Source organism: Vibrio iocasae, from assembly GCF_042245395.1.
Classification (GTDB): Bacteria; Pseudomonadota; Gammaproteobacteria; order Enterobacterales; family Vibrionaceae; genus Vibrio; species Vibrio iocasae.
In genome coordinates this window covers 1899268-1916492 of sequence record NZ_CP145310.1, presented here as the reverse complement: position 1 = coordinate 1916492, position 17225 = coordinate 1899268, and the positions used below count along the sequence as shown (strand labels likewise).

22 protein-coding genes are annotated in these 17225 nt (G+C 43.6%); 18 read left to right on the top strand and 4 right to left on the bottom strand.

What is annotated here, in order from left to right; translation table 11 throughout:
• Positions 1–7: 7 nt before the first annotated feature.
• Positions 8–913, bottom strand: coding sequence for a DUF808 domain-containing protein (locus SNR28_RS08570; protein WP_375748792.1), 906 nt, complete (start codon positions 911–913; stop codon positions 8–10).
• 144 nt (positions 914–1057) lie between these two features.
• On the opposite strand from SNR28_RS08570, the gene SNR28_RS08565 reads away from it, so the two are divergent.
• On the top strand, positions 1058–1372 hold the full coding sequence (locus SNR28_RS08565) for a DUF4160 domain-containing protein (protein WP_375748791.1): 315 nt from the start codon (positions 1058–1060) through the stop codon (positions 1370–1372).
• Complete coding sequence (locus SNR28_RS08560; RefSeq protein ID WP_375748790.1) at positions 1372–1890, top strand: DNA-binding protein; 519 nt, start codon at positions 1372–1374, stop codon at positions 1888–1890. Before SNR28_RS08565 ends, SNR28_RS08560 begins: the two co-directional genes overlap by 1 nt.
• A 44-nt stretch (positions 1891–1934) precedes the next feature.
• Here SNR28_RS08560 and SNR28_RS08555 read toward each other — a convergent pair whose 3' ends face one another.
• From SNR28_RS08555 to SNR28_RS08545, 3 genes are all read right to left on the bottom strand, one after another.
• Positions 1935–2225, bottom strand: a complete 291-nt coding sequence (locus SNR28_RS08555; RefSeq protein ID WP_375748789.1) for an Lpp/OprI family alanine-zipper lipoprotein — start codon at positions 2223–2225, stop codon at positions 1935–1937.
• Positions 2226–2447: 222 nt separating this feature from the next.
• Entirely contained in the window at positions 2448–3476 is a 1029-nt protein-coding gene (gene arsB, locus SNR28_RS08550) for an ACR3 family arsenite efflux transporter (protein WP_375748788.1), read from the bottom strand.
• Positions 3477–3500: 24 nt separating this feature from the next.
• Positions 3501–3827: an ArsR/SmtB family transcription factor gene (locus SNR28_RS08545; RefSeq protein ID WP_375748787.1), complete on the bottom strand. Its 327-nt coding sequence runs from the start codon at positions 3825–3827 to the stop codon at positions 3501–3503.
• 190 nt (positions 3828–4017) lie between these two features.
• Here SNR28_RS08545 and SNR28_RS08540 point away from each other — a divergent pair, with 190 nt between their 5' ends.
• From SNR28_RS08540 to pstB, 16 genes are all read left to right on the top strand, one after another.
• Positions 4018–5367, top strand: coding sequence for a DEAD/DEAH box helicase (locus SNR28_RS08540; protein ID WP_375749921.1), 1350 nt, complete (start codon positions 4018–4020; stop codon positions 5365–5367).
• A 117-nt stretch (positions 5368–5484) separates the two neighbouring features.
• Positions 5485–5766 carry a hypothetical protein gene (locus tag SNR28_RS08535; protein ID WP_375748786.1) on the top strand — a complete coding sequence of 94 codons (282 nt, stop codon included), beginning with the start codon at positions 5485–5487 and terminating at the stop codon, positions 5764–5766.
• The gene (locus SNR28_RS08530) at positions 5763–6140 is read left to right on the top strand and encodes a hypothetical protein (protein WP_375748785.1); all 378 of its coding nucleotides are present in this window, start codon (positions 5763–5765) and stop codon (positions 6138–6140) included. Before SNR28_RS08535 ends, SNR28_RS08530 begins: the two co-directional genes overlap by 4 nt.
• 141 nt (positions 6141–6281) lie before the next feature.
• Entirely contained in the window at positions 6282–6767 is a 486-nt protein-coding gene (locus tag SNR28_RS08525; RefSeq protein ID WP_375749920.1) for a DUF3015 domain-containing protein, read from the top strand.
• Positions 6768–6834: 67 nt separating this feature from the next.
• A complete protein-coding gene (locus tag SNR28_RS08520; RefSeq protein ID WP_375748784.1) occupies positions 6835–8700 on the top strand; it encodes a DUF4105 domain-containing protein in 1866 nt (621 codons plus the stop codon).
• A gap of 166 nt (positions 8701–8866) precedes the next feature.
• Positions 8867–9226 carry a helix-turn-helix domain-containing protein gene (locus SNR28_RS08515; RefSeq protein ID WP_375748783.1) on the top strand — a complete coding sequence of 120 codons (360 nt, stop codon included), beginning with the start codon at positions 8867–8869 and terminating at the stop codon, positions 9224–9226.
• 30 nt (positions 9227–9256) lie between these two features.
• Positions 9257–9379 carry a hypothetical protein gene (locus tag SNR28_RS08510; protein WP_375748782.1) on the top strand — a complete coding sequence of 41 codons (123 nt, stop codon included), beginning with the start codon at positions 9257–9259 and terminating at the stop codon, positions 9377–9379.
• A gap of 183 nt (positions 9380–9562) precedes the next feature.
• Positions 9563–9877, top strand: coding sequence for a hypothetical protein (locus SNR28_RS08505; RefSeq protein WP_375748781.1), 315 nt, complete (start codon positions 9563–9565; stop codon positions 9875–9877).
• A gap of 67 nt (positions 9878–9944) precedes the next feature.
• A complete protein-coding gene (locus SNR28_RS08500) occupies positions 9945–10940 on the top strand; it encodes a dihydroxyacetone kinase subunit DhaK (protein ID WP_375748780.1) in 996 nt (331 codons plus the stop codon).
• Positions 10941–11089: 149 nt separating this feature from the next.
• Complete coding sequence (dhaL, locus tag SNR28_RS08495) at positions 11090–11725, top strand: dihydroxyacetone kinase subunit DhaL (protein WP_375748779.1); 636 nt, start codon at positions 11090–11092, stop codon at positions 11723–11725.
• 24 nt (positions 11726–11749) lie between these two features.
• Positions 11750–12634 (top strand): 3-hydroxy-5-phosphonooxypentane-2,4-dione thiolase, encoded by an 885-nt coding sequence (gene lsrF, locus SNR28_RS08490; RefSeq protein WP_375748778.1) that lies wholly within the window; start codon positions 11750–11752, stop codon positions 12632–12634.
• A 26-nt stretch (positions 12635–12660) separates the two neighbouring features.
• A complete protein-coding gene (locus SNR28_RS08485) occupies positions 12661–13209 on the top strand; it encodes a DUF1097 domain-containing protein (RefSeq protein ID WP_375748777.1) in 549 nt (182 codons plus the stop codon).
• Positions 13210–13522: 313 nt separating this feature from the next.
• Positions 13523–14344: a phosphate ABC transporter substrate-binding protein gene (locus tag SNR28_RS08480; protein ID WP_375748776.1), complete on the top strand. Its 822-nt coding sequence runs from the start codon at positions 13523–13525 to the stop codon at positions 14342–14344.
• A gap of 96 nt (positions 14345–14440) precedes the next feature.
• Positions 14441–15358, top strand: coding sequence for a phosphate ABC transporter permease subunit PstC (gene pstC, locus SNR28_RS08475; RefSeq protein WP_375748775.1), 918 nt, complete (start codon positions 14441–14443; stop codon positions 15356–15358).
• Between the two features lie 2 nt (positions 15359–15360).
• On the top strand, positions 15361–16224 hold the full coding sequence (pstA, locus tag SNR28_RS08470) for a phosphate ABC transporter permease PstA (RefSeq protein ID WP_375748774.1): 864 nt from the start codon (positions 15361–15363) through the stop codon (positions 16222–16224).
• Between the two features lie 47 nt (positions 16225–16271).
• Complete coding sequence (gene pstB, locus SNR28_RS08465; RefSeq protein WP_375748773.1) at positions 16272–17027, top strand: phosphate ABC transporter ATP-binding protein PstB; 756 nt, start codon at positions 16272–16274, stop codon at positions 17025–17027.
• Positions 17028–17225 lie beyond the last annotated feature (198 nt).

Here is a 17225-nt window from a genome sequence, read left to right as displayed (position 1 = left end):
GACGGTTTTATCTATTTAGTTTTCTAAAAATGGTGGATGCTCCTACAACCATTAGACCCGAGATCATCCCGACTAAACCGTTGAAGATAATTGGAACAATGGCTTCGATAATGGCGATGTGAGGCAGTTGATAAAGGATCGGTTCTATCAAATGATGTACTGCGGGAACTCCATGTACCACAATACCACCACCTACCAGGAACATTGCAGCAGTGCCCACTATGGTCAGGAAGCGCATCAACTTAGGAGCAAAAGACACAAGAGATTCACCTAGCATGGCTTTTAAGCCTGTACTTTTCCCTTTATCTAATAGATAAAAACCAAGATCATCCAGTTTTACTATGCCTGCGACTAAACCGTACACGCCAACTGTCATTAATACCGCAATAAAACTCACAACCGCAATCTGAGTCGTTGTGCTTGCACCCTGAACCGTACCCAATGCAATGACGATGATCTCAGCAGACAAAATAAAGTCGGTACGGATAGCACCTTTTACTTTGCGTTTCTCATACTCTTCGAGTGTTTCATCGTCGAACAGGACACTTTCTGTTTTATCTTCATTGTCATGATTGGTATGAAATAGCTTTTCGAGAACTTTCTCTGCACCCTCGAAACAAAGATACAAGCCCCCAAGCATAAGCAGTGGTGTTATAAGCCAGGGTGCAATGGTGCTGATTAGAAGTGCAGCAGGGACTAAAATACATTTATTGAGAAATGATCCCTTGGCTACGGCCCAAACGACAGGAATCTCTCTTTCAGCATTTACCCCTGAGACTTGCTGGGCGTTTAATGCAAGGTCATCACCCAATACCCCAGCGGTTTTCTTTGCCGCTACTTTTGAAAGTAGTGCGACGTCATCAAGTACAGTGGCGATATCATCCAGAAGGGTAAGTAAGCTAGCTCCAGCCATGTTGATTCCTTTGAGAAATAAGACTTGTGAAGCTTAGTACAAGTGAGCTAACACTTTGTCAAAGATAGAGAAAGTTTCATTCTTAATTCATCCTCTTTAGCTTAGGAAATTGTATTTAATCTCTGAACCTTAAATTTTCTAAGAATGGACTTGTATCCTAAAAGATACAGAGCTATTCTCTATTCGACTCTAACAATGCCAGAGATACTAAAACGACTGCTTGGATTGAAATTTTGTATGAGATATCTAGATGAAGATTTTCATCACAGACCTCATCTTCATGTGTCTTACGGGGACTTTGAGGCTTCCATTGCAATAGACGCTGTAGAAATACTGGCAGGCTATTTACCCGACAAGCAGCGTAAAAAGGCGGAGTCATATATTTGCCAATATCAACAGGCGCTGATCGTTGAGTGGAATAAAGCTGTAAAGGGCAACCAGATAAGGAGGATTAACTGATGCTATCTATAGTCAATGTCGATTGGGAATCAGGTTTCATTTTAGAGCTCGAGTTCAATAATGGGTATACGTGTACGGTTGATCTGGAAACGCTTTTTTTTCAGCCGCCTTTTGATGCTGTAGAAGACTTTTGTGCCTTTGCCATTGTTGATGGTTTACTAGAGTGGGATGAAGCGAAGATTTCAGCAGAACAATTGTTAAGTCTGTCAAACTCTGATGGCAGGTATGCTGATGAGCCGATGATAAACCCAAAAAACATGGAAGAAATACTAAAGCAGGCGGCTTGGGAGGCGATAGTCCAGAATCGTCCGGATATCTTTCAGGCAGCTATCAAAGGGTTTGTAGAAGAGCTAGGCGTTCAAAAGGTTCAAAGAATGACGACCCTCAAAAGCCGGCCTAGTATCTATAAAGCTTTAAACCCTAAAACATCACCAAAGTTGGACACTTTAGTACAATTGGGTCATGCGGTCTTCGAACTTGGGAGTGGTACTCAAAGAGGTAGAGCAGAAATAAAATAAGCCTTCAGATGAAGGCTTATTTTGCAAATTAAGAGCTATAAAATTTACTTAGTGTAGGACTGAGCAATGTTATCGATACGCTCGTTTGCACGATCAGCTTCTGCTTGTGCAGCCATCGCTGCTTCTTTTGCTTGTTCTGCTGCCATTGCTGCGTCTTTAGCTGCCATTGCATCGCCTTGACTTGCTTTTAGCATATCTACTTCTTTGCTTAACTCTTCAACCTGTGCGCTTAATGCACTGATTTGACTTGTTGTTTCTTCGTCAGGACCAGACGCACAACCTGCTAATAGTGCAACTGAACTTAGGCCAACTGTAAGCATCAACTTCTTGTTCATATGAACTCCTTGTTATTAAAAACCAGAGATGTCTGGTAACACCACTACTAACTTATATTCAAACAACCTTAAGGTATCACTTCTAGAGCAGCACCTTAAGGTCACTTGAGTACAAACGCTAGTGTAGCGCGAAATGTATTAAAGATCAGTTGTATCAATGACTGATAACAAAAAAAGTCCCAACTCTTCAAAGTTGGGACTCATTTTTGGAACGGTTAACGCTTAATTAGCTAAACTCGTATCAGGCTGAAATTGCTCTTTCGTTCGGTTTGCGTAAGCAACTAAAGAGAGCATAACAGGCACCTCAACCAATACTCCTACTACTGTTGCTAAAGCAGCGCCAGAGTGAATGCCGAACAAACTGATCGCGACAGCGACAGCAAGTTCAAAGAAATTCGATGCACCGATCATTGCACCCGGAGCAGCAACGCTGTGCGGTTGTCCCCATTTTTTCATCCAAACATATGCCACAGCAAAAATCAGGTAAGTCTGAATCAAAAGTGGAATAGCTATCAGTACAATGTCTGTAGGGTTTGCCACAATGGTTTCAGCCTGGAAACCAAACAGTAGAATGACGGTACCTACTAAACCAACGATAGAGAGAGGCTTCATTTTCGCAGCCAGAGAATCGACTTTCTGTTGGCTTTTAATCATATGGCGAGTCAGAGCACCTGCGACGAGCGGAATGACTACAAAAAGCGAAACAGATAGCAGTAAAGTATCCCAAGGTACGGTTATATCAGTCACGCCAAGCAGAAATGCTGCAATTGGAGCAAAAGCCACCACCATAATCAGGTCATTGATAGCCACCTGAACAACCGTATAGTTTGCGTCACCTTTAGTTAACTGGCTCCATACAAAGACCATTGCAGTGCATGGCGCAACACCTAACAGGATCATACCCGCAATATATTGCTCACCCAGCTCTGGTGAGATCCATGGACCAAAAATGTGGCGCATAAATGGCATCGCCAGTAACGCCATTGTAAAAGGTTTAACCAACCAGTTGATGATGACAGTAATGACTAAACCTTTGGGGCGCTTGTGGATCTGACTGACAGAACCGAAATCGACCTGAAGCATCATTGGATAGATCATCAGCCAGATAAGCACTGCGATAACCATGTTGATCTGTGCGTATTGCAGATCACCCAAAAATGTAAACAACCCTGGAAATGCTAACCCTCCGGCAATACCGATTGCCATTCCCAGACCAACCCAAACACTTAAAAAACGCTCGAATATACCCATTTTCCTAACCTTATATTTTTATTATTAACGACACACCTGGCCCTGAACTTCGCAAGACTCATCGTCCTGATTCACGCAGCACTCTTCAGTTAAGTAGTCGATCAACGAGTTCATCATGGGAATGTTAGCTCTGTAACGTTGGAAGCGACCTTCTTGCTGTACAGAGACCAAATCTGCATGCAGTAAAGCCTTTAGATGAAATGACACAGAGTTTGGCGCTATGTCCAACTCTCTTGCCAGTTCACCGGCAACTTTCCCGGATTGTCCTTCTTTGATCAAGCTTCTCCAGATATCCAAGCGGACACCAGAAGATAAACAGTCGAAAATTTGTGTTGCGTTATCACGATTCACAATGAGCCTCTTTTGTTATTAGTTCAACATTTCAAGAACTATTGAAATGTTGTCGATGATTATATTCCTAAAAGCGAATATAGCAATAGGTAGATTAAAAATTGTTCTATTATTTTTTATGTGATCTATATCTATCCGATATTGTTCAGGTTAAAATACCGCGCTATTTTTTCCCATATACGAGTTACTTCTGGAGAGTCCATTGCAATTTAAAGATTTAGGCCTTGATAACCGCTTACTAAAAAACCTGAGTCACTATGACTTTAAGCAGGCAACCGATATTCAGCAGCAAGCAATCCCTGTTGCAATGGCTGGAAAGGATCTGCTTGCATCTTCTAAGACAGGTTCTGGTAAGACGCTAGCCTTTGTTCTGCCAATGTTGCATAAAGCGTTAAAAACGAAAGCGTTCTCTGCCCGCGATCCTCGTGGAATTATCCTTGCGCCAACTCGTGAACTGGCAAAGCAGGTATATGGCGAGCTAAGAAGTATGCTTGGCGGTCTCTCTTATACCGCGACATTGATTCTAGGTGGTGAAAACTTTAATGATCAGGTTAAAGCTCTGCGTCGTTACCCGAAATTCATCGTTGCGACACCTGGGCGTCTGGCCGATCACCTAGAGCATCGCTCTCTGTTCTTAGATGGTGTTGATACACTGATTCTGGATGAAGCTGACCGTATGCTTGATTTGGGTTTTGCACCTGAACTTCGTCGTATTTCAAATGCGGCAAAGCACAGACGTCGCCAGACACTTATGTTTTCTGCAACTTTGGATCATGCTGAAGTAAATGATATTGCAGCAGAAATGCTGGATGCACCTAAGCGTATTTCTATCGGTGTTTCGAATGAAGAGCACAAGGACATCACTCAGTCATTCTATTTGTGTGACCATCTGGATCATAAAGAAGCAATTCTAAACAGAATCATCAGTGAAGCTGAGTATCGTCAGATTATTATCTTTACTGCAACACGAGTTGATACTGAAAGGCTAACTAAAGAGCTCAATGAGAAAAAGCTAAAAGCAGTCGCTCTGAGTGGGAATCTGAATCAGACTCAGCGTAATACCATCATGAGTCAGTTTGAGCGTGCAGTATTTAAGATCCTTGTGACAACTGACGTTGCTTCCCGTGGTCTTGATATTGCTAACGTTACCCATGTTATTAACTTCGACATGCCTAAGCACACGGAAGAGTACGTTCACCGTGTCGGTCGTACTGGCCGCGCAGGTAATAAAGGAACTGCGATTTCTCTGGTTGGTCCAAAAGACTGGGATAGTTTTAAACGAGTCGAAAACTTCTTACAGCAATCTATCGAGTTTTCTGTTCTTGAAGGATTGCAAGGTAAGTTCAAAGGTCTTAAACCGAAGAAACCTGGCTTTAATAAAGGCAAAACAGATGTTAAGCGCCATCAAGCTAAAGTGAAGCGCACTCCGAAGAAACCAGCGAAACGCGATAAAGGTTTCTACCAGAACGTTGCCGTTGGTGACTCTGTATTTATCCCTAAGAAAAAGAAGCCAGCTAAGCCGGAAGCTGAATCAGAATAATCTTAGTTCGATATCTTTGAGCAACCGTTAACGAAAAGGTAACCGTTGCTCAAATACTATCAGCCCCAAAGAGACCCTCTGTCTCACCAATTACCTTTTGTTATTTTGGGGCTACAAATGAAGTTCAAAACCTTACCTATTATTTTCGCGCTCGCATCCGGCCACGGTATCGCTCATGCATCCAACCTTTCTTACACCTATGCAGAACTTGGCGGTGGATTAGGGAAACTTACGGTTGAAACTGCAGGGCGTAGCTACGACTTCAAATCTAAAGGGTTTGGAGGTACGTTCTCTTACCAGCTCTCCCCTGATTACTATGTCTCTTTATCTCACCAGATGGCTACAGTCGATGAAATAGATTCCTCACGAGGGGTGGCCTTAAACTTGATGGCGATATGAAGCAAACTGAAGGTTTATTTGGATATGCGTACCATATTAATCAGGATACTGACTTTACCGTTGAAGCTGGTGCATCCCATAACAATAATGACCTATCTGGGAAGTTCATTCCTGGCAACAATTATGCAATTCGGGATAAAAAAACTAAGTTAATCTGGAGCTTAGGCGTTCGTTCTATATGGGTTGAATCTGGGTTTGAACTGTATGGAAAAGTGTTGGGTGAGGGGGATGGTCTGGGGTTCACTGTTGGCGGTCCTATGTATTTAACGGAAAATTTGGCAATCGACTTAAGCTATACCTTTATGAAGAATAAGCATGGTAACGATAAGACGAAATTGTCTGCGCTAGGTCTAAGTTTACGGTCTTACTTTTAAGCCTATACGTTAAATATTTTTGAAGTTGATTCAGAGGGTTATTTATATTATTGCTCAATATGCAAACGATGATATATGCTCAACAGTGACCTAAATGGTTATGGAAGAATAATTAATAAGTCAACTTTAAGGATATTTATGATGAAAAAAATCTTCGCAGTGGCTACGCTAGCAGCAACCCTACCATTCGCAAATCTTGCAATGGCCGATGAAGACATCGGTTGTGGTTTAGGTACTATGCTATTCGACGGAAAGTCAGGGAAAGTATCTAAAGTGGTTGCTGCAACAACCAACGGTACATTTGGTAACCAAACATTTGGTATTACCTTTGGTACGCTTGGTTGTGATGGTACAGGTACTATCGACTCTAAACAGAAATTAGCGATGTTTATCGACGGCAATATGGACAACCTTGCTCGCGATATTGCTAAAGGTGACGGTGAAACTCTTGCAACATTAGCGGAAGTATGGGGTATCGAAGCTCAGGACAAAGCAAGCTTTAACGCTCTGGCTAAGCAAAACTTCGCTGCAGTGTATAGTTCAGAAAACGTGACTTCTGATGAAGTACTTAATAATCTGAACACCGTAGTAGCAAACGATTCTCAGCTGTCTGCTTACGCAATGTAATCTTACCTATTCACTACACCTCGGTGCCTTGCGTAGTTTGCAAGGCACATTTTGTTTAAGAGCAGATATGACGTTTAAATGTTTTTGGGTTGGCCTCCTGGCTGGCTGTTCTTTTGTTTCTCATGCAAGTTCCTCTTCAGAACATTTGCTCCCAGATCAGGCTTTAGATATTGAGGCATTGAGTCAGAGCTCATATTGGCTAAAGTTGGGGCACTACCTACCAACGATAACCGGACGCTACGTTAGTACGGTCGATGCTGGTGGTTTTTTCTTGTCCCCTGAAGGGAAAACGAATCCAGCTCAGGAACTTGCGGCGAGCATAAGTGTTTTGTATCAGGATGATAAAGCTGAGCGGAATAAGGCAAGATGCACATTTCCGGCACGATTCTTATGGTTGGAATCTCAACATGGCAGGACGGCAGTACTTCCAGATTGTCCTCAGTTACAAAAGTGGCAAGATGCTATGTCACCGGAGAAGCTGACACTGGTTTTCCCAACTGCGTTTATGAACAACCCTTCTTCTATGTTTGGTCATACTTTATTAAGAGTTGATGCTAAAAACCAAAATAAAAACAATGAACTAGTTGCTTATGCAATCAACTTCGCAGCGGAGCCAGATAGTGACGACAATGCAGCACTCTTTGCCATTAAAGGGTTGATTGGTTCTTATCCAAGTCGTTTTACCGTAATGCCGTATTACCATAAGGTGCGTGAGTACAACGACATAGAATCCAGAGATATCTGGGAATACCCCCTTAATTTTACCCAAGAAGAAGTGAATCGAATATTGCTGCATTTGTGGGAGATGGAACAAGCAGAGTTTGAATACTATTTTCTGGATGAAAACTGTTCTTATCACTTATTGTCGCTATTGCAGTTAGCCAATGACGAGCTGGAACTGGTGAGCCAGTTTAAATACTCAGCTATCCCATCCGATACAGTAAGAGCTCTGGTTGATGCGGGGTTGACTCAACCACCGAACTATCGTCCCTCTTTTGGTACGAGACTGCTTGATCAGTCTGTTCAGATTGATGAAAGAATTTATCTTGCAGCCAAAAAACTAAAAGAAGGTGTATACCCGTCGAAAGAAGAGTTTACCGACAAGGAACTCGCGGCAATCTATGAGTTTAGTTACGAATGGCTTAACTATGAGCTATACGATGAAGGGCTGGAAAGAGAAATTACAGCCAAGCAATTGACTAAGATTTTGATCAAAAGAAGTCAGGTTGATGCACCTTCTCCATTTCTTTCGGTACCTGTACCAAAAACTTCACCAGAACAGGGGCACGACTCTGCGAGAGTTGGTTTGATACGAAACATCAATGGTAAGGGGATTGATTCCACATCGTTAGAATTGAGGTTGGCTTATCACGACATGCTTGATGCTCAGGGAGGCTTTATACCGGGGGCTCAGATCAGCTTTTTTGACACCAATATCAGTGTGGATGACAGAGGTACAAGCAGGCTGGAGCATCTTTACCTTTTGGATGTGTATGCCCTCGCACCAAGCAATCGAGTATTTGATAGCTTAGCCTGGAACATTAAAACCGGATTTGACCGTCCAGATGTGGGTACCGATGATCGTATCTTTTTAAATGTGGGTGCCGGTAAAGCGTGGGGTGATGCAAATGGACTGTATTTCTACAGTTTGCTGAAAGGCGAAATCAACCATGGTTCGCTTACGAGTTATGACTGGGTTTCAGGTATCGGAGCAGAAGCTGGCTTGTTTTATTCTATAAATGAGCAACATCGCTTTGGTATGAATGCTGATTGGATCGGGCTGTTCAATAGTACCGAAGATTCACATTCTCAGGTTACCGCAACATGGAATTGGAGTACTACCGCGAACACTGCGATTAGAACCGAAGTTGGATATCGTAATTGGCACCATGAAGAAGCTACAGGGAAAATTGCTGCTTATCTATATTACTAGCATCTAACATAAAACAACGCTTTGAGTTTCATGATAAAAGGCATCAATAGAAGGATATTCTATTGGTGCCTTTTTCTTTATTTTTAGTCTGCTTCACTGTTCACAGAAAAAGCGCGGAAATAGGTTCAGAATTTAATTTGTTGCCACTTTACGTCAGGAGAACCGCATGTATCGTCAGTTAACCGAAGAGAAGCGTTTACAGATCTGGGCGATGCGTAAAGAGGGCAAAAACCAGTCTGAAATAGCCCGTCTTTTAAGTATTCATCGTTCCACAGTGAGTCGGGAGCTCAATCGAAACTCTGGACCATATGGTTATGAGCCCTTACTTGCGCAACAAATGGCTACCTATCGAAAAAAATTCCATCAACAGATTGTAGAAAAGCAGTATGAAGAACTTGTAGGAGAGTTAGTTCATATGGGGCTTAGCCGGGATCAAGTAATGGAATTCGTATTGCATCATCATCCTGAACTCACAGTCGAACAGTTGAATGAGTTGCTAGACACTTTTTCAGTGAGTTGCTCCTAAAACGACTAAAAAGTTACCAGAATGTGCAGAATGTCACGTGTTGCACTTGCTCAGAAGTCATTACTTACCGCTATTCACTGTTTTGTTGCACTTGCCTATGAGAAAAACGGAAAGCCTAGTGTGTGTGTTTACTGGCTTGTTGCACTTGCCTGATTTTTAAGGGGATTGACTCTTGTTGCACTTGCTCATGTGGAAAACTTGAAATGATATTAAGTTATTGATTTGTAAGTGTTTTTACTGAATTTTGCGATGTGATTTTTGTCACAAAAATGTTTCATAAAGCTCTTTATATTTAAATCACCGCTTAGGGTGAGACATACATGCAAGGAGCAGGAAATGAAAAAGTTTAATCATGTCGGCATACCAACAAACGCTGAGCATGCTGGTGAAATCTATTCTGAGGATATGAAGTTATTTCTTACTGATTTTACAGAAAGTGAAAATCGCATCGAATGGTTACGGTTTGATGAAGATAGCCCGATGCCAGAAGAGCTAAAGAAAACCGCTCACATTGCTTATGAAGTCGATGATTTAGAAGAAGCTATTAAAGGTAAAACAGTCTTGATGGAACCATTCAATGCCAATGAGACCTTGAAGATTGCTTTCATTATGGACGATGAAGCACCAATAGAGCTGATGCAGTTTTTGTGATGGCTCATAGATAGAAGAACAATTAATAAAAACAATATTTACTGATAGCGTAAACAGGATTGGAATTATGAAAAAGTTTATTAATAACCCTGAAAACTTAACCGTTGAATTACTTCAAGGCTACGCAATGACTTACCCTCAGAAAGTCAAAGTGATTTCTGAGAAAATCGTAGCGCGTGCGACACCAAAAGATCCAAACAAAGTCGCCATTGTGACTCTAGGTGGTGCGGGTCACGAGCCTGCATTAAGTGGCTACGTTGGTGAAGGCATGCTGGACTATTCTGTAGTTGGCGACATCTTTGCAGCACCAGGTGCACCTAAAGTATTCGAAGCGCTGAAGATGGCAGATTGCCCGGCAGGTGTCCTATTTATCGTTCTGAATCATGAAGGCGATGTGATGGCCGCCAATATGGCGATGGAAATGGCGAAGCGTGAAGGCATCAATGTGAAGATGCTGCTGACACACGAAGACATCAGTGCTGGGCTGGATGCAGATGTAAAAGATCGTCGTGGTTTAGCTGGTTGCGTACCTGTCTATAAGATCGCTGGTGGTGCAGCCGAAGCCGGTTTGCCTCTGGAAGAAGTGTACCGAGTCGCTCAGAAATTCAATGAAAGCATGGCGACACTAGCGGTAGCGATGAGCAATGCAACTCACCCTCAATCAGGCATGGTTATTGGTGATTTAGCAGCAGATGAAATGGAAATTGGCATGGGCCAACATGGTGAAGGTGGCGGTGGCCGTATGAAGATTCAAACCGCTGACGATACCGCGAAAATCATGCTTGATCAGGTATGTAAAGCGATCGATCTGCAAGCTGGTGATGATGTCATGCTGATGATAAATGGCTCCGGTGCCACTACCTTAATGGAAATGTTTGTTGTTGCGAGAGCTTGTCATATGTCTCTTCAGGAAAAACAAGCCACAGTGGCTCGTTCCAAGGTTGAAGAGATCCTCACAGTACAAGAAATGGCTGGATTCCAGATGTGTATCGGTAAGTTCGATAGCGAAACACTGAAATACTGGGACGAGCCATGTAACGCTCCTCACTGGGTTCAACAGTAACTCTTAGAGCGCCGCACCCTTAGGTGCGGTGCATTTAAATCCCTACCGTAACTGGCAACACGCTGAATCTTGCTCACGCGTGTAGGGATTCTTTTTGCCTGAAATCAGCAGACAGGCAGATTTTAGATAGATAAGTCAGGAGATGAATCATGACAGTTTTTAATCAGGATTTGTTATTCGGCATGTTCGAAACGGCAGCGAAGAACATAGAGGCTCAGGTTCCTCTTCTAAATGAGTTGGATGGTAAAACCGGTGATGGTGACCACGGCACAACTATGTTGCGTGTTTGCCATTGTATCGATGCGGTACTTGAGAAAGACCCAGAAGACTGGAACCAACAAGTTGATGCCTTGGGCTGGGACATTATGAGCCAGGACGGCGGTTCTGCCGGCATGTTGGTCGGCAATCTGTTTTTAGGCATTGGCTCAGGTTTAACCGAACAAGAACTACAACCTAAACAGGCGGCGGCTGCCATACGTTCCGGTGTCGATCGTGTACTTCAGTTTAGTGGTGCACATCAGGGTGATAAGACCATGCTGGACGCACTGATTCCCGCTGCAGAAGCACTGGAGAAAGAGGCTGAAAGCGGAGCGGATATCGAGGTGATGTTTGAGTCCGCAGCCAAAGCGGCCAGAGAAGGAGCTGAAGCAACCAAAGAGATGGTTCCGACTCGTGGACGAGCCAAGAACATGGGTGAAAAGGCGGTTGGACATATTGATCCTGGCGCAACAAGTATGGCGATTTTATTTGAATCGTTTAATCAGGCGATTCACGAGAAACATTAATTAAGAGTTGGTAAGGAACAAGAGATGGCAGACAAAGACGGAATGAAATTAGCCAAAGATTATGGCTTGGATAAGCCTGTAGAGAATCAGGCGTTTTATGTCAAAGGGATGGATCACGTCGACTGGGGGATGAAAGACAGACTTAGTCGAATCTTCCGCCCGGATACAGGTAAGACAGTGATGCTGGCTTTTGACCATGGCTACATCATGGGAGCGACGGCTGGATTAGAAAGATTGGATCTTGCGATTGAGCCACTGGCACCACATGCCGATGCCTTGATGGCAACAAGAGGTGCGTTGCGCAGTTGTATTCAACCAACGCACAACAAACCCGTTATTCTCAGAGCAAGTGCAGGCAGCACCGTTCTTAAAGATGATATGAGTCACGAAGTGGTTGGCGTTGATATCGATGACGCAGTACGGATTAACGCTTCATGCTTAGCGGTACAGGTATTTGTTGGTGCAAATGGTGAGTGTTCAAGCTTGCAAAACCTGGTCAATAGTATCGATGCTGGTGCACGTCTGGGTATTCCCACATTAGGCGTTACTGCGGTTGGTAAAGAGATGGAGCGTACAACCCGCTACTTTATGTTGGCGACGCGCGTAATTGCAGAACTAGGTGCACACATAGTGAAGACTTACTACTGCGATGATTTTGAAAAAGTGGTTGCTGCGTGTCCAGTACCGATTGTCGTTGCTGGCGGTAAGAAAGTTCCTGAGTTTGATGCACTTACGCTGACGTACAACGCCATGCAATCAGGTGCAGCAGGAGTCGACATGGGACGCAACGTTTTCCAGGCAGAGAATCCATTAGCCATGATAAAAGCGGTCAATGCCGTTGTTCATGATGGCTTAAATCCACAACAGGCTTTCGATTTTTATCAAACAGAAAAAAGCGTAACAGCATAGGCAAATATGACCTAAGGATGGCGAGTATGAAATTTTCACAGTTTATAGTTATTCCGGTAATCGTAGCGTTTCTGGCGTTTACCATTCAGATTCTGGATCAGGTGTTGGCTCCAATGATGCCAGTTGCAGGCAATGTTGGGTTTGGCTGGATAGCCTTTATCGCATGGGCGATGTACTTTATGGCAGGCTGTACTGTTGAGGGTGGTCAAAAAACTCTGTTCGGTTATGTCGCTGGTATTATTGCCTCTGTTGCAATTATGGAACTGGGTACCGCGTTTAGCTTTGCAGGCTTTTACGCGTTTCCGATAGCTATATTTATCGTGGTTGTTCCATGTATTTGTCTGGAAAAAGTGCCAATGTTTGATTTCGTTCCGGCTTTGTTTGTCGGTGCGGGTACTTTCTTTGGATTTATGTCATATGTCGACGGTGCTACTTATGTGACTGCGACAGTGACGGAACTCACTTATTGTGTCATTGGTCTGGTTTACGGTTGGGTAACTATATTGCTTCGCTCTCGTTACGAACAATACGTTGAGAACCATAGTCACTCTCATGACATGCACGCTAGTCACTAGACTGAAAACGTAATTTGTAACGGCCTATACAGTTGATGTATAGGCCGTTTTTTATGTGAATATTTTGTTTTAACGTCATCATTTTCGACAAAAAAGACAGCTTTATCTGGTTGTACGTTTGCGTTACATATCGTCATTGTATATACGTTTCTCTTTGCTTTTCAATAAGGTAGAGAATGGCCATATGTACGAGCTCATATATATCGACTGTCATAGAGTGTTCAATATTATGTAACAAGAATGTCATACACAAATCCTAAAGTGGCAACCGTTCAAGTGAAACGGCAAAGAATGCCAGCAAAGGAAAATTGTAATGAAAAAGACAGTATTCGGTGCAATCGCTCTTCTAGGTGCACTAGCAGTAACTCCAGTATCAGCGAAAGAAACAATCTCAGCTGTAGGTTCTTCAAGTGTCACTCCGCTAATGGAAGTATTTGGTGAGACTTACATGAAATCTCACTCAAATGTTTTTGTTGAAGTGCAGGGCCCAGGCTCTTCTGCAGGTGTAAAAGCTGCGAAGAATGGAAGTGCTGATCTTGGTATGTCTTCTCGTAACCTTAAGGCTGAGGAAAAAGAAGATACACTGGTTGAAATGGTTGTCGCTCGCGATGGTATCGCAGTAGTTGTAAACCCTAAGAACGAACTTAAAGCGCTAACTGCAGAGCAGGTAACGGCTATCTACAAAGGCGAAATCACTAACTGGAAAGATGTTGGTGGTGCAGACAAGCCAATCGTAGCAATCACTCGTGATACCGCTTCTGGTACTCGTGGTGCTTTCGAAGATATCATGAAACTGAAAAGAAAAATCTCTGGTAAGAAGGTAACGGCTATTTCTCCACGAGCTCAGGTTGCTAACGGCAACGGTGCTCTGAAAACTATGGTTGCTTCTAACCCATACGCGATTGGCTACATCTCTCTAGGTACTGTCGATGAGTCTGTTACAGCACTATCTGTTGACGGTACTCCAGCGACTGTAGACAACGTGAAGAACGGTTCTTACAAAGTAGCTCGACCATTCCTTGTTCTATACAAAGAAGGCAAGCCATCAGCTGAAACTCAGAAGTTTCTTGACTGGATGCTAACTGATGACGCTCAGGCGTTGGTTGACGGCAAAGGCTATATCTCAGTTAACTAAGTTAACACCAATCGAATCTTTTGCTCAGCCCGCCATTGGGCTGAGCTCTTTACTTAACATTCCTGTTATCTACTCCCTGGTATGTGAGTTTTAATTATGTCCATCGTAAATAGTGAAATGCCTATGGCTCGCGATAAATCGAAAGGTCTGCGTCAGCAAAAGCGCGTTGACTGGAAAGAACGCATTTTTCATGGCTTATTTCTTACAAGTGCAGTGATTGGTATTGTCTCATTGGCGATTATTGCGTACTTCATTGTCAAAGAGAGTATTCCTGCGTTTCAGGAAGCGGGTGTTACTGGCATCGTTCTAGGCCAGGATTGGATTCCACCTGCTCTTTATGGTGTTTACACCATGATTGTTGCCTCTCTGGTATCGACTCTTGGTGCGGTACTCGTTGGTGTGCCAATTGGTGTACTAACGGCCATCTTTATTGCTGAGATAGCACCAAAGCCGGTAGCCAATATTATCCGCCCAGCGGTTGAACTTCTGGCCGGTATTCCATCGGTGGTATATGGCTTCTTCGGCCTTGTGATAATTGTTCCGCTTATTCAAAACATCTTTAATGTTCCTGCGGGCAACACCATTCTGGCTGGTATTATCGTTCTGGGTGTGATGATTCTACCTACGGTAATCACAGTATCTGAAACCTCTATTCGTGCGGTGCCTCGTACCTACAAAGAAGGTTCTCTGGCGCTGGGTGCTTCAAAAATCTACACCATCTTTAAGCTGCTGGTTCCGGCTGCGCGCTCAGGCATCATGACAGGTGTGATTCTGGGCATTGGTCGTGCTCTTGGTGAAACCATGGCAATTATCATGGTAATGGGTAACGCACCGGCAATGCCTCGTGGCATTCTGGATTCTGCACGTACCCTGACAGCAAACATCGCGATTGAAATGTCATACGCAAGTGGTGTTCACGCCAATGCATTGTATGCGACAGGCGTGGTTCTGCTGGCCTTTATTATGGTGCTTAACGGCGCTCTGCTTTACCTGAATCGTCAGAAGGCTAAGTAAAGATGGATAGAGTAAAACTAAAAAAAGCGCGTCAGAACAAAGACGCCATCTTAAATGTATTTGTATGGGCTGCTGCTGCGTTAACAGTAGGCTTCCTGTTCTGGATTATCTGGTACATCCTTTCTAACGGTCTTAAGTTTGTAGACTGGAACTTCATCACCGATAAGTACACGGCGACAGGTGAAGAGAAGGGTATCTTCCCGATGATCATCTCAACCATTTATATGGTTATTGCGTCTATTGCAGTGGCTGCACCACTTGGCATTATGACGGCAATCTACCTGACAGAATATGCGAAGGTGGGGAGTAAACTGGTTAAAGTAATTCGTTTTTGTACCGAATCTCTGGCTGGTATCCCTTCGATCATCTTTGGTCTGTTTGGTATGACCTTCTTCGTTGCGATTCTGGGCCTTGGTTTCTCGATACTATCTGGTGCACTGACACTGAGTATCCTGATTCTGCCAGTTATCATTCGTACAACGGAAGAAGCGTTGATGGCAGTTCCGCAGACTTACCGTGAAGGTTCATATGGTCTGGGTGCTTCCAAAATTTACACAATCTGGCGTCTTATCCTGCCAAGTGCAATGCCAGGTATCTTAACTTCGGTCATTCTGAGTATTGGTCGTGTCATTGGTGAATCTGCTCCGGTATTCCTGACTGCAGGTATGGTAGCGCGTATTCCTGAGTCTCTGCTTGATTCAGGCCGAACGCTGACGGTTCACCTATATAAGCTGACAACCGAGCTGTTCACTATTGAAGAGTGGAATCAGGCTTACGGTACAGCAACGGTACTTATCGTAGTGGTGCTACTGATCAACATGGTTACTAAACTGATTGCTAGCCGCTTTAACACGGCAACCTACTAGGTTTACAGGCCCAACTACAAACAGAATTTAAGAATTAAGAGATAAATATGATGAGCAATAAATTTAACATTGAAAATCTGGACCTGTTCTACGGTGAGAATCAGGCACTAAAAGCAATCAACCTACCGATTCCAACTCAGAAAGTAACCGCGCTTATTGGTCCGTCAGGCTGTGGAAAATCAACGCTACTGCGTTGCTTGAACCGTATGAACGACCTTATCGAGGGCGTAAAGATCACTGGCGGTCTGACGATGGATGGTGAAGATATCTACGGCAATATCGACGTTGCGGATCTTCGTATCAAAGTAGGTATGGTGTTCCAGAAGCCTAACCCATTCCCGATGAGTATTTATGAGAACGTGGCTTATGGTTTGCGTGCTCAGGGTATCAAAGACAAAAAGCATATCGATTCAGTAGTTGAGAACTCGCTACGTGGTGCAGCACTTTGGGATGAAGTAAAAGATCGTCTGAAGTCACACGCATTTGGCCTTTCTGGTGGTCAGCAGCAGCGTCTGTGTATTGCGCGTACTATCGCAATGGAGCCAGATGTCATCCTGATGGACGAACCAACTTCAGCACTTGACCCAATCGCGACTCACAAAATCGAAGAGCTAATGGAAGAGCTGAAGAAAAACTACACCATCGTTATCGTAACTCACTCCATGCAACAGGCACGTCGTATTTCAGATCGTACTGCGTTCTTCCTGATGGGAGAGCTGGTGGAGCATGATGAAACAGCGAACATCTTTGCTAACCCGCAAGATGACCGCACTAAAGGCTACGTTAACGGTGATTTCGGTTAAATAACCGAGAGAAAAGAATTCACTACAATAACAAGTGATGGACTATTGCCCCTCTTCGCGAGGGGCTTTTTTGTATCTGAGATGTATCTCGCGATTGATAAGTTCTTTATCTTTTATTGATTGATGCGATGAGTACTGAGGCGTACTCTGAGGTTTCCTTAATCACCTTTTTAAACTCAGTTTTTAAGTGATGAAGGA